Here is a 23,283-nt window from a genome sequence, read left to right on the forward strand (position 1 = left end):
CAGAAGCCACGGAGAATACAGATCACTCGATCAACGACTCTTACCAGTCTCAGCCTCCGAGAAGAAGCGGCCCGGCGCGAGCGCCGGCGCACCATCCACATCGCCTTCGACGCCGAGGCCCGTGGAGCGCGGCCACCGCGCGGTACGGGACTGCGAGGGCTGTGACCTGCGCCCCGACCCTCTCCAGACCGCCACCCCCGCCGAGTTCGTCGCGGCGATGCGGCGCTACCGCCGGTGGGCGGGCAACCCCTCCTTTCGGCTGCTGGCCGAACGGTGCGCGCACATGTGCTCGGCGGCGACCTTCCACGGCATCCTCAACGGCACCGAACTGCCGAAGTTCACCGTGCTCAACGCGTTCGTGATCGCGTGCGGGGGTGATGAGGAGAAGTGCCAGCGCTGGGCCACCGCCTGGCGCTGCCTGGACCAGGAGGGCGCCGGCCCCGCGCCCTCACCGGTGATCCTGCTGCCCCCGCCCGACGAACAGGAGCCGCCCGGGGCCTGAGGGCGCCCCCACCGATGACGGTGGCCCGGCCCCGTGGTCAGGGGCCGGGCCACCACACGCCGGAGAGGGCGTGAACCTGGGCTGCTTACCGCAGATTATCGAAAGCCAGCGACGAACCTGGTGATGAGTTTTCGCGCCCGCACCCGTCATACCTGTGTCGGGACACGATGGGACGGAAGGATGACGTGATGGGTGCGGGTGCGGACACGCGACTGGAGGAGCTGGGTGTGAGCAGTCTGGGCGAGGTCGACGAGCCGGCGTTCTCGGGACTCGCGGAGCGGCACCGGCGGGAGCTGCACGTGCACTGCTACCGGATGCTCGCGTCGTTCGAGGACGCCGAGGACACCGTGCAGGAGACGTTCATGCGTGCCTGGCGGCGGCGGGAGACCTTCGAGGGGCGGTCGACGTTCCGGGCCTGGTTGTATCGGATCGCCACCAACGCCTGCCTGGACCTGCTCGCCAAGCGCCGCCCGGAGCCTGCAACCGGCGGCGAGGTGCTGTGGCTGCAGCCCTACCCGGACCGGCTGCTCGACGAGCTGCCCGCGGGCGACGCGGACGAGCCGGAGGCCGTCGCCGTCGCGCGGGAGACGATCGAGCTGGCCTACCTGGTCGCAGTCCAGCACCTCGCGCCGCGCCCGCGGGCCGTGTTGGTCCTGCGGGATGTGCTCGGCTGGCCGGCGAAGGACGTCGCGGAGCTCCTGGGGGACTCCGTCAACTCCGTGAACAGCGCGCTGCAGCGGGCCCGCGCCGGCATGCGGGAGCACCTGCCCGCCGAGCGGCAGGACTGGACCGGCGGCCAGGAGGACGCCGAAACGCGTGAGCTGGTGCGCCGCTACACCGATGCCAGCGTGTCCACGGACGTCACGGCGCTCGCCTCGATGCTGCGCGACGACGTCCGTTTCTCGATGCCGCCCACGCCGGGCCTGCATGTCGGCCGCGACACGGTGGTGAACTACTTGGTCGAGAGCGGCTTCGAGGGCATGAAGGGCCTGCGCGCCGTCCAGACCACCGTGAACCGGCAACCCGCCCTCGCCTTCTACCTCTGGCAGCAGCAGAAGGGCGCGTACCTGCCGCTGACGATCGACGTCCTGCGTGTCACAGGCGGGGCGATCACCGAGATCCTCACGTTCCACGACGACCGGTTCCCGCGGCTCGGCCTGCCGGCGCACCTGCCAACCGACGGCACGGAGTAGTCCCGGTGCGGACGCTCGCACTGCGCGGCGGCGCGCGTATCGCCGTGACCGCGGCGGAGTGGCACGACGCGTTCTGCCTCGTCACCCGTGGCCGGGTGCAGCTGGAGCTGTGCGATGGCGAGCCGGGGCCGGTCCTCGAACGCGATGCCGGGTTCTGGCTCCGCGGCACCGGCGTCCGCGCCCTGCGAAACCCGGGCCGCCGCAGGGTGAGGGTACGCATCATCGCTCCGCCCGGGAGCCAAGGCCCTCACATTCCAGTCAAGGCACCCCGTACACCAATGACCGGAGGAACGATGAACAGCACGAAGGAAACCGGGATCGTGGTCGGCGCGACCGCCGGCCGGACCAGCCGCCCCCACCGGTTCCGCGGGCTCGCCGGCACCGGCGTCATCACCGCGCTCGCGGCGACGGCGGTCACCACCCTCGCCGCCGCGCTTGTCCGGGCCGTCGGCGTCGACTTCGAGATCACCGATGGCGAGACGATCCCGCTGTCCGGGTTCGCCGTAGTGACCGGCTTCTTCTCGGTCGTGGGCATCGTCATTGCCGCCGCTCTTCTTCGTTGGAGCGCTCACCCCGCCGAGCGATTCGTGTGGACGGCAGTGGCACTGACCGCCATCTCATTGGTCCCGCCCTTCCTCTCCGGGGCCGACACCGCCACCACCACCGCCCTCCTCGGACTACACCTCGTCCCCGCGGCGGTGGTGATCCCCACCCTGGCGCGGATCCTGGGCAAGGGGCGTGAGCGGCAATGGAACGGTCAGTGGCGTTAGCAAGCCGTCGAGGCGCGGCTTACCGCCACTGGCCGTTTGCGGGGGTTCGGCAAAGACGAACCGCCGTTCTGACCGGACGCTCAGTCCCAAGCAGCAGGCCGAGCTCCAGCGGACGCACACCAGCGGCGACTACACGATCACCGACCTCACCGAGCTGTCTACGAATGGCTCGATCAACCCACGAAGAAAGGTAGGGCCGCCATGCTGACGCAGGTCGCGGAGGGTGTGCTGATCCACCAAAGCGAGTTACTCCAGAACAACGCCGTTGTCGTGCAAGGCCAGGCCGGCGTGTTGCTCATCGACCCCGGGCTTACCGGCGACGAACTGACCTGCCTTGCGAACGACCTGTCCGAGATGGGCCAGCCCGTCGTGGCAGGCTTCTCGACGCATCCTGATTGGGATCACGTGCTCTGGCACGCCGACCTTGGCGAAGTGCCCCGTTACGGCACAGCCCGCTGCGCGGCTGACATGCGAGATGTGCGGTCAGACGCGGACTGGAAGGCCCGTGCCGCCGAGGGGCTACCGCCGGAAATCGCCGAGGAGACACCGCTGGACCTATACGGCCTCATCACCGGTCTGCCTGCCGGAACTGTGCAGATTCCTTGGGACGGCCCTGGAGTCCGGATTATTGAGCACCCGGCGCATGCCCCGGGCCATGCGGCGCTGTTGATCGAGGAACGCGGGGTGCTCGTCGCCGGCGACATGCTGTCTGATGTCTTCGTTCCGATGCTCGACGACTTCAACGGCACCGATGACCCGGTCGAGGACTACCTCGTTGGGCTGCGACTGCTCGAGGACGTGGCGGACGACGTCGATGTCGTCATCCCCGGTCACGGGTCCGTCTGCGGAGCTGATCAGGTACACGAACGGATCGAACAGGACCGCGCGTACGTACATGCCCTGCGTGACGGCGGTGTTCCCGACGACCCGCGGGTCAACTCGCCCAAGCCTGGTTGGGAGTGGGTGAGCGACATCCACGCAGGGCAACTTCAGCAGCTCGCCCAAAGAAGGAGAGCGTCATAAACCGTGGGGTGGGGACGGCGTCGCCGGGCGCGTGAGCGTCCCGGCGGCCGGAGCGGGGCCTTCAGAAAACATTCGTTATCTGAAGGCCTGGGTGAACGGGTGTCAGAGGCTGCCCAGATCCTTCAAAAACCCCTTCAGAAACCAGAGTTGTTCAACAACCCTCCAGGGCCGTTTTCTGAGAGAATCACGGGTATGGGCAGGCGCCCGGACCTGCTCGCGGCCGAACCGGTCGTGCTCACCGAGACCCGCATCGGCTACGCCCGCGTCTCCACCCGCGACCAGAGGCTGGATCGCCAACTCGACGCGCTCAAGGCCTCCGGGTACCGCCGGATCTTCGCCGACAAGAAGTCAGGGCGCACCGATGAGCGCACCGAGCTGGCGGCCTGCCACGCCTTCCTCAACTCCGGCGACACCCTCGTCGTCCCCTCGCTGGACCGCTACGGCCGCTCCCTCCAGGACCTGGTGACCATGGTCGCCGAGCTGCGCACCCGCGAGATCGGCTTCACCTCCCTGCACGAGCGACTCGACACCACCACCCCCGGTGGACGCCTGGTTTTCCACGTCCTCGCCGCGCTGGCCGAGTTCATCGTGGCCGGCACCCGCGAGGGCCTGGCCGCCGCCCGTGCCCGCGGACGGGTGGGCGGCCGACCGAGCGTGGTCAACGCCGACCTGATCCGCGCGGCCCGCGACATGCTGCCCAACCCGGAGTACTCGGTGACCTCCATCGCCAAGCTGCTCGGCGTCAGCCCGGGGACGCTGTACAACCACATCCCCGACCTGAAGGAGCTGCGCTCCTCGGTTGCGCACCGCGGGCTTGGCCCGGCCCAGGGCTGAGGGAGCCCGCCCAAGCCCCTGCGGTGTATCTCAGGGGCGGGACCCATCGGTCTCGGCGTCGGAGAGCTCGTGCATGCCGGAATCGGTAGGCCTCTCCTGGGCCGCGACGGCGCGGCGGTCGGCCAGGTGGGCGCGGACCGACCACACCACGGCTTCGGTCCAGGCCGCTCACACGAGCGCGTAGACCGCGGTTCGAACGGCCCCGGGGAGGGTGAACCAGTCCGCGTTGAGCAGGGTGCGGGTGTTGGTCAGCACGATCAGTCCGCCGACCGTCGATCCCAGGATGCGTGGCGGTACATGTCGCACCACCCAGGCGGCCAGCGGGGCGGCGGCCAGGCCGCTGAGCAGGAGTGCCAGGACCCAGCCCATGTTGATTCCGTCCGTTCCCAGGCCGATGAGGAAACCGAGGCTGGCGGCGAGGGTGACGATGAACTCGCTGGTGTCGATGGAGTCGATGACCTTGCGCGGTTCGATCCGGCCGCTGGCCAGCAGTGCGGGGGTGCCCATCGGCCCCCACCCGCCCCCCGCCGGTGGCGTCGACGAATCCGCCGAACAGGCCCACGGGCACCAGGAAGCGCCTGCGTAGCGGCTTGCCCAGATTCCGTCGGGGGATGATGCCCCAGGCGGTGAACCGGATGAGGATGTACAGGCCCAGGCCGAGCAGGATGAGCGCCATGACGGGGCGAGCCACCTCAGTGGACAGCCAGCTCAGGAAGGTGGCGCCGGCGAAGGAACCGATCGCGTCCACCTCGGCCATGTAGGCGGCCTGGGCCTTGAACCGTGACCAGGACGCCCGCTGGGCGGGCTTCTTGAGCCGGTTGAACATCGAGAACGTGTTCTGCTCGGCCACGCTCAACAACGCTTGGAGTTGGGCCTGGCCCTCTTCGTCGGCCCGTTCGCAGATTCCGGCGAAGATCTCGGAGTTGACCTCTGCGCGGATGCGCGCGGCCATCTCGTCCAATAATGTGGTGAACCCCGGCAGCTCCAGTGACGCCTCCACCAGGCGGTCCAGCGCGACGTTGATCAGGTCGAAGGGGTGGTTCTTGGCTCGGGCGGCTTCACTGATCGCCTCGGCGGCGATCTTGCGGGCCCGCGGCGGATCGTTGGTCACCCCTGTCGGGCGCGGATCTGTTTGCGGTGCCACCGGGTGGTGCGGCCCGCCCCGTGGTCGGGCTCGACATCAGGGTCCAGGTCCAGGCAGCGCCGGACGTGATGGCGAGGGCACCCAGGCTTCGCAGATAGTCCTGGTTCGCGGCCCCGGCGGTGCCGATCACCGATTACATCGGACACGGATCACTCGGTCAACGGCTCTGGCCACTCTCGACCCCCAGCCTTCTCACTCCTAGGAGGGATAGCCGAGTTCCTCAACCGTGTGCTGCCTCGGCGGCCGCGGCACGGTTGAGCTCGGCGGCCGGGAAGGATGTCTGCTTGCTCTCCGTAAGCAGCTGATGGTGGAAGCCGTCCAGGACGACGGCGGCTCGGGCATGCCGTTCGATGATCGCCGCGATCTGAGGCAGAACACCGCTGGGCCTTCGACCCGCGCTCCACTCCTGCAGGAACACGTCTGTCTCCGTATCACCCCGAAGGCGGTCGACGAGGTGGTGGAGCAGATGGCTCACGGTGTAGTGGCGGTCGTATGCGAGATGGTCCGAAAGGAACTGCTCCTCGGCCGCGGAGAGCTCAAAGCCTGAGCTCAGAGCCAGCCCGAAGTCCGCGAAGTAGATCAGCCGGCCGTCGGTCAGGAGGTTGTTGAAATGAGCATCGAAGTGCACGAGTCCGCGAGAGCTCATGAACGCCGCTCCTCGCGCCAAGGCGTCCTCCACCCACAGACAGGGAGGGCTGGCGCCAGCCAACGTCGCATTCTCCCGATGCTCGCTCAGCCACGCACCGAGTGTCCGCGGCACGTGCTCCAGGAAGAGCACCAGGCTGCGGGAGGAACGGCCGATAGCCTCCAGCCGCTCGCGCACGGCCGGTGAGCCCTCCCAATGGGCGACCGCGCCCTCGATGCCACCGAACTCGTCCACGAAGTCCTCCGGCGGGGAATCGGGCAGGACACGCCAGTGGTACATCAGGGGAAAACCCTCGTACTCCCCTTCCAGGACCCAGTCGCTGGTCATAGTATGGACCGCCAGTTCCCGCCAGGCACCGAACCCGGCCGAGCCCACCCCGTACTGGTAGAACATCGGCAGGCCGAAGAGGTTCGCCGTGGACCTGACATTTTCCGGCTGGGTCTCGACGTCGGTCAACGGCACCCTCTTAACGAAGACCCGCGTTCCGTCGATGTCTGATTCCGCGGATCTGCCGCCGATGCCGGATCCAACCGCAGAGGCTGACGAGACGACGTCACCGAGTCGCCGGTCGCTCAACAACGACAGACGAGTAGCCACGGCCCCGTAGGCAGCCAGACGTGCGGCGTACCTGGAATCGAAGTGGCGCATCGACGGCTCCTCGGTGCACCGAGCCCAGAGCGTCGGTGATCACATAGACGAATTGACCCTATCCGGCCCAGTTCCTCCGAAGCTACGGCGAGCCGCAAAGTAGCTTGTGACTCGTACTCCAGGTCCCTGCTCCGGTCATCGCTCAGGCTCTGGGATCTCACAACAAGACCACCACCCGGGTCGGTGGCCCAGACGGAAGGAAACTGGAACCGCTACGCCCCGACGAACACACAGCGACCGGAGCGGCGGGAACCCCGAAGAATACAGATCACTCGATCAACGGCTCCTGCCATTCCCGACCCCCGATGCAGGGGTGGTCGCACACGGTGCTGGGCACCACCAGTCCGCCCAGTCCCGTCACCTGGTCGTTGACCAAGCACTCCGGTCGCTCAGTGCTGGATTTCCCGAGAAAACCACCGGGGTCCGAGAGGGCGCATCCCGGTGCGCGGGAGCGGCCGCGGGCAGGAATCGCGCAACCTCTCGCGCGAATCGCGGGTGTTCGCACGTACGCAATCGGGTGCGCAGGGCCATGGCGGTCCCGGTGGTCTGCCCGCTGCCCTTTTCAGGATTACCTGGTTTGGACCCCGAGTAGTTGTTCAGCACTACACATCACCTGGCGGTAGCTATACGAGAACAGGGCTTGGACCGGGCTCTCAAACTCAAACCCGCCCGGGTGCCGGTGAGCCGATTCTCTGGGATTACCGAAGCGCTTCGCGACCTCATCCACACCTGTGACCAGCAATAAAACCCCGAAAACCCGGCCTTCGATCCCGAACGACCAACTCGGTAAGCAAATGCGGCAGGTCCGATATGGGGACCCCAGAAGGGATGGTGACATTAATGGCCCCATGCTACGGTGACATGCGTCACTGCAGGAATTGGACTGATGGGAGCGCATCCATGTTGGCACGTCGATCGCGGGTCAGGACCTTTTTGGTCAGCGCACTGGTCGTAGTCAGTGTACTGGGGCTTCCCGTCACGGCGTCGGCGGACTCGACCGAAAGCCGGCAGTGTAGCGGCCACGGAGGAATGGCGTATGGCTGGATCACCCGGCATATAGCCCAGACCCACACGGTCGGGAACTGTGGGTCCAGGATCAAGGTCCGGGTCTACTACTCGCACATGGGGGGCACCTCATGGACTTCATGGAAGACGGTCACCCCTGGCAGCAACGCCAACGTGCGCATCTCGGTGTACCCGAACAATGCCATTTACGCTGAGCACTATGCTGACGGAGCCGGCACCTTTATCACGCAGTTCAACTGACCGATCACCTCCTGTTCTTCCCGCGACCCTTATCTCGGATTTTCTCGCGTTCGTCCCGCCCTGGCCGCAGTGCTCTCCATCGCACCGCGCGGGCCCGGCACGGCAGCGGATTCGCGATCGAGCCGTTTGTCCATGCCGGGGCGGAAGGTTCCTCACCAGCTCTGACCGCCCGGGAGGCGTTCGTTTCCGCGGCAGTCCACACGAGCGCGCAAAGAGTCCTCTCACAGGAGTCCGAACCGGTCCGGCGCCCGACAGGTGGCCATGTCCCCGATGGTGACCTTGACGGCGTCGCCGTCCGGTTCGGCCCGCAGCTGCACCGCCATGGGCTCGGACATCCCGATCCCAGATACGGGCACGTTCCGTGTGCTCAGGGGCGGTGCGACGCGGCCGGTCGCCTGCGCAGGGCCGCGCCGATGGGCGGGCGCGGTGGTGCGGACTCGCGTCCGTGGCTCGGCCCCAACGGCGGCCGAGCCACGGACCGTGACAGACGTCGTGGCCGTTGAGCGCCATCTGGCGTGGGGTTCGCCCCTCAGCCGAGGGTGTTGTCGGTGTCCTTGAGCAGTTCGAGGGCGGGGGCGTACATACGGGTCTTGATGGTGCCCAGGACCGGACCGGCCTTGGCGGCCATCGGGCGGACCAGTTCGATCGCCGCCGAACGAACCTCGTCCTCTCCGGCGGTGTGGTCGACGATTCCGGCGGCCTGCGCTTGGGTGCCCCCGTAGCGGCGTCCGGTGACCATGGCCTCGTGCGCGGTCTGGGGTGTGAGCCGGGCCTGGATGAGGGCGCTCATGCCGGGGGCGAAGGGGATGTTGATGTCGACCTCGGGCAGACACCAGTATCCGCGGTCGGCGCGCATGACGCGAAAGTCGTGGGCCAGGGAGAACATGGCGCCCGCGGCGAAGGTGTGTCCCTGCATGGCGGCGACGGTGATCATCGGCAGGGACAGCACGCGTGCGAGCAGGGCGTGGACGCTGATGACGTATGCGCTCTGGGAGTCGGCGTTGGCCATCAGCCAGTCCAGGTCCAGGCCGTTGGTGAAGAACTTGCCGGTCGCGGCGCTCACGAGGGCTTTGGGGCCCTCCGCCTTGTCGACCTCGTCCAGGAGGGCGTTGACCGAGGCGATCCAGTCGGGGTGGAAGCGGTTCTCGGTGTCGCCGATGTCGAGGACGAAGACGTCGCCGTCGCGTTCGAGGGTGGGCATGGTGCCTCCTGGGACAACCCATGTTACTGATGAGTAGGTTCGCGTTCGAACACTACCGGACAACGACTGTCGCGGCCATCGGTCACAGCACCGTCCTGAAGCGCGCCGACGCCGTACCCGCGGGCGTATGGCGCGAGCACGGCGCGCCATGCGGGGGTGCGCTCGCCTGTCACCGCACCGTCCCGCGGCCGGTCGGCGGCCGGGGTTCCCGGCCGCCGAGGGTGGCACTAGCCCTGCGCGAGATCCTTGACGAACACGATGCCCTCGCTGTCCGCCAGGTGGGCCGGGTCCAGCGGGGAGTAGCCGAACCAGGGGGACACGCGGGGCGCGGGCGTCGCGTCGGCGAGCGCGGCGGCCAGCCGACGGGCGTCGACCAGGCAACGCTGCTCCGGTAGCGCGTACAGCAGTCCCTCCACGGTGTCCGGTGGCGGGGCGTCCACCCCCTGGTGGCGGATCGTTCCGAGCGCCGTGGCGAGGAAGGCGTACTCCTCGCCCAGGTGCGCGCTGACGATCGCGCCGGCGCTCCACCACTCCACCGGCAGGCCACCCATCCGCATGGTGCTCTTGCTTCGCTGCAAATGACCGTTGTGGGCGTTCACCAGTACCGGACCCCGTTCGGCGAGAGCGAGCAGGTTGGCGGCCATCATCGAGTCCCGCACGCCGAGCAGCCGCGCCATGCGGCCTGGCGAGGTGTCGGCCATCCAGTAGTGGTAGCGCAGCAGGCCGATGGCGGTACGGCCGTACAGGCGCGCCCGCTCCCAGTCCTCCTGTGAGGACGCCGCGACCAGGTGCGGCGTCTGCGCGTCGAGCAGCGCCACCAGGTCGTCGGCGAGCAGCCGCAGCTCCCCGGCCCCGGCCGAGCGCCCCACGGACCGGGACGGGTCCATCATCGCGGCGGAGTCGGTCCACCGGTCGTCGGCGCCGAGCAGGCGGTCCAGCGTTCGCGCGGTACAGGGAAGCAGGTCCGCCTCCACCCTCGCGGCGAGGTATCCGTGGAGCGCGGCGAGGGCTTGTCGGGGGCTCGCGGCGCCGGTGATCTCCAGCGGGCCGTCGAAGCCGGCGAAGCGGAGCTGCTCGGACGCGGGCCGGCCCTCGTTGTGGGCTCGCATCCAGCGCACCAGTTCGCGGTTGGCGGCGAAGGCTCCCCATCCGTGGCTGAATCCGTGCTCCATGACCTCGTCGAGGGTGCCCGTGCCCGAGGTGACGTAGTCGTCCACGGCCAGGCCCATCACACAGTCGCTCTCGACCGCGATCCTCTGGTAGCCCTCCTGCTCGACGAGCTGCCGGAAGAGCTCGTTGCGCAGGTCCAGCAGAGTGCCCTCGCCGTGGGTGGGCTCGCCCAGGGCGAGCAGCCGCGGCCGACCCGGAACCAGCTTCATGGCGGCGGCGGCCTCGACGGCGTGGGCGGTGTTCCTGATGTCAGTAGCCATACCTTCAACGGTATCGTTGAACCATCGGTTGAAACTTATCAGCGATATCATCAGGGATATGGCGGAAAACCTTCAAAGCAGCAGACAGCTCAGGCCGATCGATCTGGCGCGCGGGCACGGTCTGTCCACGCAGGCCGTCAGGAACTACGAGGCCGACGGCATCCTTCCGCCCGCCGACCGCACACCCCACGGCTACCGCACCTACACCCCGCTGCACGCGCGGGCCCTGCGCGCGTTCCTGGCTCTCGTGCCCGGCCACGGCCACCAGACGGCGGCGTCGATCATGCGGGCCGTGAACCGGGGCGAGGCCGAGGAGGCGTTGCGCCTCATCGACGAGGGCCACGCCCAACTCCTCGACGACCGCCGAACCCTCCAGGCCGTGGAGAACGCCCTGCGCGACCTGGAGTCCACCGCCGCGAAAGAGCCCACCACGGCACCCGGGCCCGGTAGCACGTTCATCGGGCCGCTGGCCGAAAGGCTCGGCATCCGGCCCGCGACGCTGCGCACATGGGAGCGCGCCGGGCTGGTGCGCCCGCGCCGCGACCCGCTGACCGGGTACCGCGTCTACGACGAGGCCGACGTACGGGACGCCCTGCTGGTCCACCAGCTCAGGCGGGGCGGCTACCTGCTGGAGCGCATCGCCCCGCTGATCGCCCAGGTGCGCTCGGCCGGCGGGTTGGAGCCGCTGGAGGCCACGCTGCGCGACTGGCGCGACCGGCTGTCCGCGCGCGGGCGGGCGATGCTGTCCGGGGCCGCCGAACTGGAGCACCACCTCAGCGAGCGCGGATGAGACCCGGCCCTCAGCCAAGGAGAGGCCGGGGCCGTCAACGGTTGCGTCCCGGCCGATCCCTTCGCCGGTGCCGGCCCGGCCCTGGGACGAGCGGGCCCGCGCGCACGCCTCGAAGCGGCTTGGCACGAACATGCCGACAGGGCCTTCCCACTCCCGGTTCCGCTGCCATCATGGGGCCATGAGCCTCACCTTCACCCTGGCCTCGGCGGCCCCTCCCCCCGCCTCCGCGGGCTCAGGTTCCGGTGGCCCGCTGCTGTGGCTGGCCGTGGGCTGTGGCGTCCTGCTGGTCCTGGTGGTCCTGGTCGCGGCCCTGAGCGGTGCGGGCCAGGGGGCCTACGGGGAGACCTCGGGGATCGTGCCCCGCCGCGAACGGCCGGGCATCGTGCGCGCCGCCCAGCGGGCCCTGTGCCTGAACGGAGCCCTGTTCCTGCTCGCCGTCCTGCTCACCTTCGGGCCGCAGGAGGGCACGGGCACCGTCACGGCCGCCATCGCCCTGGCCTACGGTGTGGGCTGCCTGGTCGCGGCCCGGACGCTGGGACGGCCGAGCCCCACCGCGCACAGGGTCGCCATGGCCCTGCAGTTCCCCCTGGTGGTCTTCGCCGCGGCCCTGGCGGTGATCGCCCTGGCCGTGGGGCAGCCGCTGCTGTTGGTCGGGGTGGCCGTACCGCTGCTGATGGCCCTGAACGCGGGGAGTCTGCTGTACAAGGCCCGGGGCTTCTACCTGGCACAGGCCTGAGCCGCCCGGACACCGCGGCCTCGGCCCCCGTGGGGTGGAAGCAGCCGGTTCCGCCCACGCCAACACACCCCCGGCCGGCCACGGCGCCCCACACGGCGACCAGACCCCGCCTGTGGCAGGATCCACCCATGTCCGTACGCGAACTCGTCGTCCTGGGCACCTCCAGCGCGGTGCCCACCCGCCGCCGCAACCACAACGGCTACTTCCTGCGGTGGGACACCCACGGCGTCCTGTTCGACCCGGGTGAGGGCACCCAACGCCAGATGAGCCTGGCGGGCCTGGCCGCCACCGACATCACCCGCGTGTGCATCACCCACTTCCACGGCGACCACTGCCTGGGCCTGCCCGGAACCATCCAGCGCATCGCCCGGGACCGGGTGCCCCACACCGTGCGCGTGGCCTACCCGGCCCAGGGCCAGCGGTACTGGCAGCGGCTACGCCACGCCACCGCCTTCCACGACACCGACGTCGTGGTGGCCCAACCGGTCGACGGCACCGGGTCCTGCCCCGTGGGAGAACCGGACCTGCGCATCACCGCGCTGCCGCTGCGACACTCCACCCCCACCTACGGCTACCGGCTGGCCGAACCGGACGGATGGCGGATGCTGCCCGAGCGACTGGCCGCACACGGCGTGCACGGCCCCATGATCAGGCGCCTGCAACACCAGGGCGCCGTCACCACCGACGACGGCCGCCGGGTGGAACTGGCCCAGTGCGCCCGCCCCCGCCGGGGCCAGGTCATGGCCTTCGTGATGGACACCGCCGAATGCGACCAGGCGGTGGAACTGGCGCGCGACGCCGACCTGCTGGTGATCGAGTCGACCTACCTGGACACCGAGGAGCACCTGGCCCGCTCCTACGGCCACCTGACCGCCCGCCAGGCCGGACGCATCGCCGCCCGCGCCGGTGCCGGCACCCTGGTGCTCACCCACCTGTCCGAACGCTACGAGCAGGAGGAGGACCCCCGCTTCGTCACCCAGGCCGCCGCCGAGTTCGACGGGCACGTCGTGCTGGCCCAGGACCTGCAGCGCATACCGCTCCCGCCCCGCAACCCCGACCGCGCCACACGCATGGGATAGGGTTGCCGGGCACCGAAAGAACCGACCGAGGAGGTGAGAACGATCACCGCTGTCGCAGGCTGGGCGTTCCTCCTCCCGGGACACACCACCGTGTCCTGACCGGAACGCCCGACAGTCCTTCGGAAAGGCTTTCGTGGCGTCCCCGCTCTCTTCGGTCTCCCTCTCCACCCTGATCACACGTTTGCGCTCGGCGGGCTGCGTCTTCGCCGAAGAAGAAGCACACCTGATCACCTCCACCGCGCACACCCCCGACCAGCTGGCCTCGATGGTCGAACGGCGCTGCGCCGGCCTACCCCTCGAACACGTCCTGGGATGGGCCGCCTTCTGCGGACTGCGCATACAGGTGGACGAGGGGGTGTTCGTGCCCCGCCCCCGCACCGAGTTCCTGGCCCACAAGGCCGCCTCCCTGCTCACCCCCGGCGCGGTGGCCGTCGACCTGTGCTGCGGCTCGGGCGCCCTGGGCGCGGTCCTGGCCCACACCCGAGACGACATCACCCTGCACGCCGCCGACATCGACGCGGCCAGCGTGGCCTGCGCCCGGCGCAACCTGCCCGGCCACCCGGTGCACCACGGCGACCTGTACCACGCCCTGCCACCACGGCTGCGCGGTCGCGTCCACGTCCTGGTCGCCAACGTGCCCTACGTTCCCACCGACCGGATCGCCCTGCTGCCCGCCGAAGCACGCGTGCACGAGCACCACCGCTCCCTGGACGGCGGCGCGGACGGCCTGGACCTGGTACGCCGCGTCACCGCACGGGCCCGGCGCTGGCTGGCGCCGGGCGGCCACCTGCTGGTGGAGGTACAGGAACAGCAGGTCCACGCGGCCGTGCGGGCCTTCACCCGGGGCGGCCTGTCCTGTGAGGTGGCCTCCTGTCCCGAACGGGAGGCCACCGTGCTCATCGGCGCCCGCTGACCCGGGGGAGAGGCCGCACACCCCCACCAAGCGAAAGCCGGGCCCTCCCGCACCGTGCGGCGGCGACGCTTCGGCCGCCACCGCACGGTGCGTGCCCCATCCTGGAGGACATGCACGCCCCCGACGGAGACCGCCTGGCCGCCCTGGCGGCCCTGCTCGCCGACCCCACCCGCGCCCAGATGTGCCTGGCGCTGCTGGACGGGCGGGCCTGGACCGCGGGAGAGCTGGCCCGCCACACCGGCGTGGGCGCCTCCACCGCCAGCGACCACCTGAGCAGGCTGGTCGGGGGCGGGCTGCTCGCCCAGGAACGCCAGGGCCGCCACCGCTACGTGCGCCTGGCCGACACCAGGGCGGCACACCTGGTGGAGACCCTGGCCGCCCAGGCCGGACCCGCCCCCGCGGGCGAGCGCCCCCGCAGCCTGCGTACCGCGAGCGCGGACCGGGCGCTGGCGCGGGCACGCACCTGCTACGACCACCTGGCCGGGCGTTTGGGCTGCGCCGTCACCGAGGCGATGACCCACCGGGGCCTGCTGCGCCAGGACACCGGGTTCGCGCTGACCGACGCGGGGCTGGCCTGGTTCGCCGAGCAGCGCATACCCCTGCCGCGCACGGGGCGGCGTCCGCTGGTACGCGCGTGCCTGGACTTCACCGAGCGCCGCCCCCACCTGGCGGGAGCGGCCGGGGCGGCGCTGTGCCGGCACGCCCTGGAGCGGAAGTGGTGCGTTCCCGCGGGCACGGGCCGGGCGTTGAAGGTCACCGACCACGGCGAACACCTCTGGCGGGAGGCGCTGGGCATCGACGCGGCGGCGCTGCGCTGAGCACCGCGAGGGCACGGCCCGGCCTCGTGTGGCGGCCACCCGCTGTGGCCACCGCACGAGGCCGGCCGGGGCGGCTCCCCCTACCCGCGGAGCCGCCCCGCCCCGGGCATCCGCCCAGGCCGTTCAGGCGGCGGGCAGAGCCTCCACGGCCCGACGGGCCTGCTCGGCGACCAGGTCGGCGTTGATCGCCGCGCCCGCCCGCAGCCCGGCGGCCGCACCACCGACGACCTGGTCGAAGGGGGTGGCGGCGTTGCCCGCCGCCCACACGCCCGGCACGTTGGTGGCGCCCATGGCGTCGGTCTCCACCTGGGTGCCCACGACCTGCCCCATCGCCTGGGCCTGGGCCACCTTCAGTCCCAGTCCCTCCAGGCCCCGCACGCGGGCCCTCAGGTACGTGGCCACCACCAGGGCACGCAGCTCCACGGTGGCGCCGTCGGCCGTCTCGACCCCGACCAGGCGATCGTCCTCGGTCAGCACCCTGGAGACCGGGCCCGCGACCACACCGACACCGCGTGCGCGCAACCGGTCGCGCTCGCCCCGGTCCAGGTCCGCGCCCCCGTGCTGCAACAGGGTGACGCGGGAGCTCCACTGGCGCCACAGCAGCGCCTGGTGCACGGCCATGGCGTTGGTGGCCACGACACCGATCGCCTCATCGCGCACCTCCCATCCGTGGCAGTAGGGGCAGTGCAGGACGTCGCGGCCCCACCGCTCGGCCAGTCCGGGAATCGGGGGTAGCTCGTCCACCAGGCCGGTGGCGACCAGGAGCCGGTCGGCGGTGAGGGCGGCACCGTCCTCCAGGTGCACGTCGAAGCCCCCCTCGTCCCGGGCCCGGGCGTGCACGACACGTCCGGTGCGCACCTGGGCGCCGTAGCCGGTGATCTCGGCGCGGCCGATCTCCAACAGCTGCGCGGGCGGGGTGCCCTCGCGGGTCAGGAAGGTGTGCACGCCCGCGGCGGGAGCGTTGCGGGGCCGGCCCTCGTCCACGACCAGGACCGAGCGCCGGGCGCGGGACAGGGCCAGGGCTCCGGAGAGTCCGGCGGCGCCTCCTCCGATGACGACGACCTCGTAGTGGTCGGCGATGGCGTTGTGCGGTGCGGTGGTGTCCATGTTTGTTCCCCTTTCTCCGCCCATGCTGCGTCCGCTCCCCGACTCCTGACAAAGTTCTTTGCTGCTTCGGCAAGAGCCCGGGCCCGTGGGCGCGCCCGGCCCTGCGGACCTCACCGCCCGGGCGGCCCGCCTCCCCCGGCCGCTCGGCCGACCCTTGGGGAGGCGGGAACGGCACACGCCTTCGCCCGGCGACGGATCCGACAACACACAGGCATTTGCCTAAAGGCATTAGGCAAACGTATGATCTCCTATGGCAGACGGAAGGAGGGATATGGCACGCGCGGGACTGACACCGCAACGCCTCACCCGGGTGGGAGCGGAACTGGCCGACGAGGTCGGATTCGACCACGTGACCGTCTCGGAACTGGCCAGACGCGTCGACGTCAAGGTCGCGAGCCTGTACTCGCACCTGAGGAACTCCCACGACCTCAGGACCAGGATCGCCCTGCTCGCCCTGGAGGAGCTCGCCGACCGGGCCGCCGACGCCCTGGCGGGCCGCTCCGGCAAGGACGCCCTGACCGCCCTGGCCAACGTCTACCGCGACTACGCCCGCGAACATCCCGGCCGCTACACCGCGGCCCAGTTCAGACTCGACCCCGACACCGCGGCCGCCAGCGCCGGCGCCAGACACGCCCAGATGACACGGGCGATCCTGCGCGGCTACGACCTGACCGAACCCGACCAGACCCACGCGGTCCGGCTGCTGGGCAGCGTCTTCCACGGCTACGTGAGCCTGGAGATGGGAGGAGGGTTCAGCCACAGCGCCCCCGACACCCAACAGACCTGGTCACGAACCCTGGACGCCCTGGACGCCCTGCTGCGGAACTGGCCCCCGCCCTGACCCCGAACCGCACCCACCACAGGACCCCGACCACGCGCCCCGCCCACACACCACGGCAACGCGCACACCGACCAGCAGGCTGAGACGATGCACACCCCACACCACTGGACCACCACACCCATCACCCCGGACCTGCTACGCGGAGCCCTGGACCTGGAGCGCACCGAGCACGGCGTGCTGCCGCACCGGCTGCCCGCCCGGGCCCGCGCCCAGTGCGCCGACCCGCAACTGGCCATGGCCGAGTCCCAGCCCTCCGGCGTACGCCTGGCACTGCGCACCCGGGCCAGCACCATCGAGCTGGACACACTGCCCACCAAGAGGGTCTACCGGGGCGCCCCGCCCCGCCCGGACGGCGTGTACGACCTGCTCGTCGACGGCCGCCTGACCGACCAGGCCAGCGTGGGCGACGGCAACACCGTGACCATCGACCTGGCCACCGGCACCGCCCAGCACCAGCCCGGCCCCATCGGCACGGTACGGTTCACCGGCCTGGCCGACCGCGTCAAGGACGTCGAGATCTGGCTCCCGCACAACGAGACCACCGAACTGGTCGCCCTGCGCACCGACGCCCCCGTGGAGGCGGCGCCCCGGGGGGAGCGCAGGGTGTGGCTGCACCACGGCAGTTCGATCAGCCACGGCTCCGACGCCGCCAGCCCCACCACCACCTGGCCCGCACGGGCCGCCTCCCTGGGCGGCGTGGAACTGGTCAACCTCGGCCTGGGCGGCAGCGCGCTGCTCGACCCCTTCACCGCCCGCGCCATGCGCGACACACCCGCCGACCTGATCAGCGTCAAGATCGGCATCAACCTGGTCAACGCCGACCTGATGCGCCTGCGTGCCCTCGGCCCGGCCGTGCACGGCTTCCTCGACACCATCCGCGAGGGCCACCCCACCGCGCCGCTGCTGGTCGTCTCTCCCCTGTACTGCCCCATCCACGAGGACACCCCGGGGCCCGGCGCCTTCGACCTCAGCGCCCTGAGCGCCGGAGAACTACGGTTCCGGGCCACCGGCGACCCCGACGAGCGCGCCGCCGGGAAGCTGACGCTCACCGTCATCCGTGAGGAGCTGGCCCGCATCGTGCGCCAGCGGGCGGCCCAGGACCCCGGCCTGAGCTACCTCGACGGCCTCGACCTCTACGGCGAGGCGGACTTCGCCGAACTGCCACTGCCCGACCAGCTCCACCCCGACGCCGCCACACACCACCGCATCGGCGAGCGCTTCGCCGGGCTCGTCTTCGAAGACGAGGGCCCCTTCTGCGCCCCAGGCGCCTGAGGCAGTCGCCCGACCAGCCCCGCCGCCCGCCCTCCCCGCTCCAACCGGGCCCCAGGGTGGGCGCGGGCGGCGGGTCAACCGGTGCCGGGCTACCGGTCCGGCCCACGCCCTCACCGGCGTCGAAGGACCTACTGTTCTTCGACGCCGAATAAGAGCACACCCTCGTGCGCCCGCGCCTTGACCACCACCCGCAACCCGGCGGCCCCTGGGCGGCGCCCGCACCGACCTGTGCGCCCTAGCCATGCACCTGCCCCGGTCGCCGGCCCCGCGCCTGCCCGACACAGACCTCCCCGACCGCGACACCGTGCCCGGCATCGTCGAACGCGGCCTCCGCCGCGCCCTGCACACCACCGCCTGAAACACTCACCCCATGGACACGATCCCCGACCTGTGGAACACCGACACCGTCTGGCTCAACACCGCCCAGTACGGCATCCCGCCCGCCCCCGCGCACCAGGCCCTGACCCGGGCCATGCAGAGCTGGCGCACCGCCACCGGCGACCCCGCCGACTGGGGCCGGGAAACGGAACAGGCCCGCACCCGCCTGGCCGCCCTGGTGGGCGCACCCGCCAACGACCTCACCCTGGGCACCAGCACCGCCCAGATCGCGGGCACCATCGCCGCCAGCCTTCCCGACGGCGCCCGCGTCCTGGTCCCCGAAGGCGACTTCGCCTCCATCGTCTTCCCCTGGCACGCCCAGGCCGACCGCGGCATCACCGTGCGCGCCGTCCCCCTGCCGGACCTGGCCCGGGCCGTGGACGGGGACACCGACCTGGTCGCCTTCAGCCTGGTGCACTCCGCCCACGGGCAGCTCGCCCCCACCCAGGACATCGTGGCCGCCGCCCGCGCCCACGGCGCCCTGGTCGTGGCCGACGCCACCCAGGCCGCCGGATGGACGCCCCTGCGGGCCACCGACTTCGACGCCCTGATCGCCTCCGCCTACAAGTGGCTCATGGCCCCGCGCGGCCTGGCCCTGGCCTACCTGTCCCCCGACCTGCGCAAGAAGCTGCGGCCCAACAACGCCGGCCCGGCCGCCGCACGCGAGGCGGCCTCGGCCATGTACGCCACCGAGATGGACCTGGCCCCCACCGCGCGCGCCTTCGACATCTCGCCCAACTGGTTCGCGGCCCTGACCGCCGCCGCCTCCGCCCAGGTCCTGCTACAGGTGGGCCTGGAACGGGTACGCGAGCACAACACCGCCCTGACCGACCACTTCCGCGCCGCCCTGGGCCAGGAGCCGGCACACTCCGCGATCACCTCCACCGACATGCCCGAGGCCTTCGAGCGCCTGGCCCGGGCCGGGATCGTCACCACCCGGCGCGGCGGCCGCACCCGCCTGTCCTTCCACCTGTACAACACCTTCGACGACGCCGAACGGGCCGCCAAGGCCCTACTCCAGCCCTGACGGGCCCGTCCGTGTGCGGCGCTCCCGAGGCGCCGCACACACCGCACCGGCCGGGCAGGGCAGGCCCGCCAGATCCTCCTCGACCACGGCGGCGACCCCCGTGAGGTCGTACGGGTCCTGGCCTTCGCGGTCACCGGCGCGCGCGGCGAACACCTGGCCGACGACGCCACCGTCCTATGCCCGGGCCGGCACGGTTCCCGTCCCAAGGGCCACCGCGCCCAGACCGGATCCGGCAGGTGAACGCCGCGCCCCGCGTGCGTCCCCTCGCGGAAAACCCGGTGACCACCCCACCGGCCTGCGGCACACTGCCCCCATGAGCGACAACCCCTACGACTGCCCGGCCGTGGCCGCCCTCTACGACACCCTCAACCCCTGGGGCGCCTGCGACGACTTCTACCTGGACCTGGTCATGGGCGCATCCCGGGTGCTGGACGTGGGCTGCGGCACCGGCCACCTGCTCCACCGCGCACGCGAACACGGCCACACCGGCACCCTGGTCGGTGTGGACCCGGCCCAAGCCATGCTGGAGGTGGCACGCGCACGCACCGACATCACCTGGACGCACGGCGATCTGTCCACCCACGCCTGGGAGGGGGAGTTCGATCTGGTCACCATGACGGGCCACGCCTTCCAGGAGTTGCGCACCGACACCGAGGCCACCGCAGCACTGACCGCGATGCGTCGCGCCCTGGCCCCGGGCGCCCTGGCGGCCTTCGAGACCCGCAACCCCGCCGCCCGGGCCTGGCAGAGGTGGACCACCGACCACCCTCAGCACGCGACCACACCCCAGGGCGTGCCCATCACCGACGTCAACGACGCCACCCCGCCCACACCTGAGGGGTCGGTGTCCTTTACCAGCACCACCACCAGCCCGGCCTGGGACACACCCCTGCTCACCCACAGCACCCTGCGCTTCATGGACGCCCACCACCTGGACCGGTTGCTGCGGCGGGCGGGGCTGGGCGCGGTCGAGCGCTTCGGCGGCTGGGACCGCTCACCCCTGACCCCCGACAGCCCCGAGATCATCACCCTGGCCCGCGCCATCTGACACACCCGCCCCCTCACCACCTCGCGACGCACCGGCGCCGTGCCCAAAAGCAGGGCGGCTTCCCCGGTCATCGCTCCCGGCCTTGCCCTCGACGCGGCACTGTGCCATCCTCGGAATTGGGCGACCGACCAAGACAATCGCCCAAGGCAGATGACCAAGAGGTGGCACGGTGACGGCAGCGACACAAGGCGAACAAGTACGCAAACGCCTACTCCAGGCAGCCACCGAACTGATCAGCGAACGCGGATGGTCAGCGGTCAGCACCCGCACCCTCGCCCAACGCGCCGGGGTCGGCCCCGGCCTGGTGCACTACCACTTCGCCTCCCTGCAGGCCCTGCTCACCGAAGCCGCCATCCAGACCCTGCACACCATCGCCGAAGAAGCCACCGCACAACTGGACCAGACCACACCCCGGGAAGGACTCGCCCTCATCCTGGCCGACCTGGACCGCTACCCCGGCGACGACCCCGCCTCATGCCTGGTCACCGAGACCTACCTGGCCGCCACCCGCGACCAGGACCTGCGCCGCGCCATCACCCAGGTCCTGGACCTGCTGCGCCAGCGACTGACCACCTGGCTCACCGCCGCGGCCGTCCCCGACCCCCGAGCCACCGCCGCCGTCCTGGCCGCCACCCTGGACGGCGTCATGCTCCACCGCGCACTGGACCCCGACCTGACCGGCCCCACCGTCGAACCCGTCCTGCGCCGACTCCTCACACCCGACGACCACACAGGAGCACCACGATGAGAGCCATCATCTGCGGAGCCGGCATCGCCGGCCTGGCCGCCGCCCACCGACTCCACACCCACGGCTGGCAGGTCACCGTCCTGGAGAAGGCACCCAGGCCACGCACCCAGGGCTACATGATCGACTTCTTCGGCCCCGGCTACCAGGCCGCCGAACTCATGGGCCTGCTGCCCCGCCTGCACGAGCTGGGATACGACATCGACAAGGCCACCTTCGTCGACCACAACGGCACACCCCGCGCCTCGGTGGGCATCCAACAGTTCGCCAACGCCGGCATCGTCTCCCTCACGCGCCCCGACCTCGAACACGCGCTACGCCAGAGCCTGCACCCGGACGTGGACCTGCGCTACGACTCCCCCCTGCACCAAGTCCACGACCACGGCGACACGGTCCAGGTCACCCTCACCGACGGCCACACCCTGACCGGCGACCTGCTCATCGGCGCCGACGGCATCCACTCCACCGTGCGCGGCCTGCTCTGGGGACCCGAAACCGACCACCTGCGCTACCTGGGCTTCCACACCGCCGCCTTCACCTTCACCGACCCCCACATCCACGCCCAGGTCGAGGGAGGCTTCTACCTCACCGACACCATCGGCGCCCAGATGGGCCTGTACGGGCTCCGCGACGGAAGCGTGGCCGCCTTCACCGTGCACCGCAGCCCCACCCCCGACCGCCCCCACGACCCACGCGCCACCCTGCGCCACACCCACGCCGACCTGGGCTGGCTGGTCCCCCGCGCCCTGGAACACTGCCCCGAACCCGAGCACATCTACTACGACCAGGTCTCCCAGAGCCTGGTATCCCACTGGAGCCGGGGACGCACCGTCCTGCTCGGCGACGCCTGCGGCGCGGTCTCCCTGCTCGCGGGCCAGGGCGCATCACTGGCCGTGGGCGGCGCCTTCGTCCTGGCCGAACACCTGGCCTCGGCCCCCGACGTGCCCCAGGGCCTGCGAAGCTACGAACAGCAGTGGCGCCCCCTGGTCCGGGAACGCCAACGCTCCGCCCTGCGCACCGCCCACTGGTTCCTTCCCCCCACCCGCACCCGGCTGCTCATGCGCCGCGCCGCCCTGCGCCTGGCCGCGCTCCCGGGCGTGAGCCGCCTCCTGGCCGGCGCGCTCACCGGCAAACCCGCCCCCGTGGTGCGCGAACACACCCGCCTGACCCTCCGCTGACCCCCGCCCGGGCGACCCCCAAGACGGACCCGGCAGCGCTCCCGCCCCGCCCATCCCACCCGGCCTACCCGGGCAGCACGGCCCGGGTCCACCACCGGGCCGGCTCACACGGCGGGCTCACCCACCCGCCAGACCAGGCCCACCCACCCCCGATACCCCGACGGTGAGGCGCAGTACACCCGCCCCCGCGGCCTCAACCGCCCATCACGCGCATACCAGGCCGCCAACTCCTCCTCCGCCGCACCGTCCCCGCCGTCAGCCGCCACCAGCAGAGCGGCCACCTCATCGACCAGCTCACTCTCACCCCACCTGTCCCACAGCAACACCTCATCCCCCTGTCGGCGGGCCAACTCCAACAGCACGTAGTCACGCACCAACCACCCGCCCCGCAGCGGCGACTCCGGGGACACCCCGTACCCGCCCGCGTCCACCAACCCCGCACGGTACGCCGACCACACTTGCGCCGCACTGGCGAAGGCCGCCCCCACCGCGTCCCGCCCCCGGGGAAGGTCGAGCACGTCCACCCCCGCTCCCACCCCGGATCCAACTGGGTGTCGGCCCACACCCACCGCGACCCGTCCCAGTGCTCGACCACCACGTGGTCACACGCGAAGCCCTCCACCAGGTAGGACGCGAAACCCACCCGGGTGCGGGCCGCCACCCCCTGAACGCGCAACGCCACCACCGTCACCAG

General features: G+C 71.0%; 21 protein-coding genes and 2 pseudogenes. 16 read left to right on the plus strand and 7 right to left on the minus strand.

Features of this window, described 5'->3' with window-relative positions:
- Window positions 1-121: 121 nt before the first annotated feature.
- The 5 genes from NOSIN_RS09525 to NOSIN_RS09545 all read left to right on the plus strand — a co-directional run bounded on the left by NOSIN_RS09525 (window position 122) and on the right by NOSIN_RS09545 (window position 4,322).
- On the plus strand, window positions 122-502 hold the full coding sequence (locus NOSIN_RS09525; protein WP_077690386.1) for a helix-turn-helix domain-containing protein: 381 nt from the start codon (window positions 122-124) through the stop codon (window positions 500-502).
- A 188-nt stretch (window positions 503-690) separates the two neighbouring features.
- Window positions 691-1,695: an RNA polymerase subunit sigma-70 gene (locus NOSIN_RS09530; protein WP_077690387.1), complete on the plus strand. Its 1,005-nt coding sequence runs from the start codon at window positions 691-693 to the stop codon at window positions 1,693-1,695.
- 293 nt (window positions 1,696-1,988) lie between these two features.
- Window positions 1,989-2,465: a DUF6069 family protein gene (locus tag NOSIN_RS27175; RefSeq protein WP_171986574.1), complete on the plus strand. Its 477-nt coding sequence runs from the start codon at window positions 1,989-1,991 to the stop codon at window positions 2,463-2,465.
- A 201-nt stretch (window positions 2,466-2,666) separates the two neighbouring features.
- Entirely contained in the window at window positions 2,667-3,488 is an 822-nt protein-coding gene (locus NOSIN_RS09540; protein ID WP_077690389.1) for an MBL fold metallo-hydrolase, read from the plus strand.
- Window positions 3,489-3,680: 192 nt separating this feature from the next.
- Window positions 3,681-4,322, plus strand: coding sequence for a recombinase family protein (locus NOSIN_RS09545; RefSeq protein ID WP_077690390.1), 642 nt, complete (start codon window positions 3,681-3,683; stop codon window positions 4,320-4,322).
- Window positions 4,323-4,352: 30 nt separating this feature from the next.
- Here the strand turns inward: NOSIN_RS09545 and NOSIN_RS09550 are convergent.
- The 5 genes and pseudogenes from NOSIN_RS09550 to NOSIN_RS09565 form a co-directional block, all read right to left on the minus strand.
- A pseudogene (locus NOSIN_RS09550) lies at window positions 4,353-5,064 on the minus strand (TSUP family transporter); the annotation flags it as partial.
- Window positions 5,056-5,537, minus strand: a pseudogene (locus NOSIN_RS28250) (DUF4158 domain-containing protein); the annotation flags it as partial. The pseudogenes NOSIN_RS09550 and NOSIN_RS28250, both read right to left, overlap by 9 nt.
- A gap of 149 nt (window positions 5,538-5,686) precedes the next feature.
- Window positions 5,687-6,760: a protein kinase family protein gene (locus NOSIN_RS09555; RefSeq protein ID WP_077690391.1), complete on the minus strand. Its 1,074-nt coding sequence runs from the start codon at window positions 6,758-6,760 to the stop codon at window positions 5,687-5,689.
- Between the two features lie 1,795 nt (window positions 6,761-8,555).
- Window positions 8,556-9,227: an enoyl-CoA hydratase-related protein gene (locus NOSIN_RS09560; RefSeq protein ID WP_077690392.1), complete on the minus strand. Its 672-nt coding sequence runs from the start codon at window positions 9,225-9,227 to the stop codon at window positions 8,556-8,558.
- A 227-nt stretch (window positions 9,228-9,454) separates the two neighbouring features.
- Window positions 9,455-10,657 (minus strand): erythromycin esterase family protein, encoded by a 1,203-nt coding sequence (locus tag NOSIN_RS09565; protein ID WP_077690393.1) that lies wholly within the window; start codon window positions 10,655-10,657, stop codon window positions 9,455-9,457.
- 58 nt (window positions 10,658-10,715) lie between these two features.
- Between NOSIN_RS09565 and NOSIN_RS09570 the strand changes: the two genes are divergently transcribed.
- The 5 genes from NOSIN_RS09570 (at window position 10,716) to NOSIN_RS09590 (ending at window position 14,993) form a co-directional block, all read left to right on the plus strand.
- Window positions 10,716-11,447, plus strand: coding sequence for a TioE family transcriptional regulator (locus tag NOSIN_RS09570; RefSeq protein ID WP_077690394.1), 732 nt, complete (start codon window positions 10,716-10,718; stop codon window positions 11,445-11,447).
- A 178-nt stretch (window positions 11,448-11,625) separates the two neighbouring features.
- Window positions 11,626-12,183: a hypothetical protein gene (locus NOSIN_RS09575; protein ID WP_077690395.1), complete on the plus strand. Its 558-nt coding sequence runs from the start codon at window positions 11,626-11,628 to the stop codon at window positions 12,181-12,183.
- Window positions 12,184-12,311: 128 nt separating this feature from the next.
- Complete coding sequence (locus NOSIN_RS09580; protein WP_077690396.1) at window positions 12,312-13,262, plus strand: ribonuclease Z; 951 nt, start codon at window positions 12,312-12,314, stop codon at window positions 13,260-13,262.
- Between the two features lie 133 nt (window positions 13,263-13,395).
- On the plus strand, window positions 13,396-14,175 hold the full coding sequence (locus NOSIN_RS09585) for a putative protein N(5)-glutamine methyltransferase (protein ID WP_077690397.1): 780 nt from the start codon (window positions 13,396-13,398) through the stop codon (window positions 14,173-14,175).
- 110 nt (window positions 14,176-14,285) lie between these two features.
- Complete coding sequence (locus NOSIN_RS09590; protein ID WP_077690398.1) at window positions 14,286-14,993, plus strand: ArsR/SmtB family transcription factor; 708 nt, start codon at window positions 14,286-14,288, stop codon at window positions 14,991-14,993.
- A 123-nt stretch (window positions 14,994-15,116) separates the two neighbouring features.
- Here NOSIN_RS09590 and NOSIN_RS09595 read toward each other — a convergent pair whose 3' ends face one another.
- Complete coding sequence (locus NOSIN_RS09595; RefSeq protein WP_077690399.1) at window positions 15,117-16,100, minus strand: NAD(P)/FAD-dependent oxidoreductase; 984 nt, start codon at window positions 16,098-16,100, stop codon at window positions 15,117-15,119.
- Between the two features lie 271 nt (window positions 16,101-16,371).
- Here NOSIN_RS09595 and NOSIN_RS09600 point away from each other — a divergent pair, with 271 nt between their 5' ends.
- The 6 genes from NOSIN_RS09600 to NOSIN_RS09625 all read left to right on the plus strand — a co-directional run bounded on the left by NOSIN_RS09600 (window position 16,372) and on the right by NOSIN_RS09625 (window position 22,589).
- A complete protein-coding gene (locus NOSIN_RS09600) occupies window positions 16,372-16,941 on the plus strand; it encodes a TetR/AcrR family transcriptional regulator (RefSeq protein WP_077690400.1) in 570 nt (189 codons plus the stop codon).
- A gap of 87 nt (window positions 16,942-17,028) precedes the next feature.
- A complete protein-coding gene (locus NOSIN_RS09605; protein WP_077690401.1) occupies window positions 17,029-18,213 on the plus strand; it encodes a GDSL-type esterase/lipase family protein in 1,185 nt (394 codons plus the stop codon).
- A 370-nt stretch (window positions 18,214-18,583) separates the two neighbouring features.
- Window positions 18,584-19,618, plus strand: coding sequence for an aminotransferase class V-fold PLP-dependent enzyme (locus tag NOSIN_RS09610; protein ID WP_077690402.1), 1,035 nt, complete (start codon window positions 18,584-18,586; stop codon window positions 19,616-19,618).
- 313 nt (window positions 19,619-19,931) lie between these two features.
- Window positions 19,932-20,666 carry a class I SAM-dependent methyltransferase gene (locus NOSIN_RS09615; RefSeq protein WP_077690403.1) on the plus strand — a complete coding sequence of 245 codons (735 nt, stop codon included), beginning with the start codon at window positions 19,932-19,934 and terminating at the stop codon, window positions 20,664-20,666.
- A gap of 169 nt (window positions 20,667-20,835) precedes the next feature.
- Window positions 20,836-21,414 (plus strand): TetR/AcrR family transcriptional regulator, encoded by a 579-nt coding sequence (locus NOSIN_RS09620; protein ID WP_077690404.1) that lies wholly within the window; start codon window positions 20,836-20,838, stop codon window positions 21,412-21,414.
- Window positions 21,411-22,589, plus strand: coding sequence for an FAD-dependent oxidoreductase (locus tag NOSIN_RS09625; RefSeq protein ID WP_077690405.1), 1,179 nt, complete (start codon window positions 21,411-21,413; stop codon window positions 22,587-22,589). Before NOSIN_RS09620 ends, NOSIN_RS09625 begins: the two co-directional genes overlap by 4 nt.
- Before the next feature lie 104 nt (window positions 22,590-22,693).
- On the opposite strand, the gene NOSIN_RS09630 is transcribed toward NOSIN_RS09625, so the two are convergent.
- On the minus strand, window positions 22,694-23,113 hold the full coding sequence (locus tag NOSIN_RS09630; protein WP_227014307.1) for a hypothetical protein: 420 nt from the start codon (window positions 23,111-23,113) through the stop codon (window positions 22,694-22,696).
- Between the last annotated feature and the right edge of the window lie 170 nt (window positions 23,114-23,283).

The sequence above is a fragment of the Nocardiopsis sinuspersici genome (assembly GCF_001998325.1).
Classification (GTDB): Bacteria; Actinomycetota; Actinomycetes; order Streptosporangiales; family Streptosporangiaceae; genus Nocardiopsis; species Nocardiopsis sinuspersici.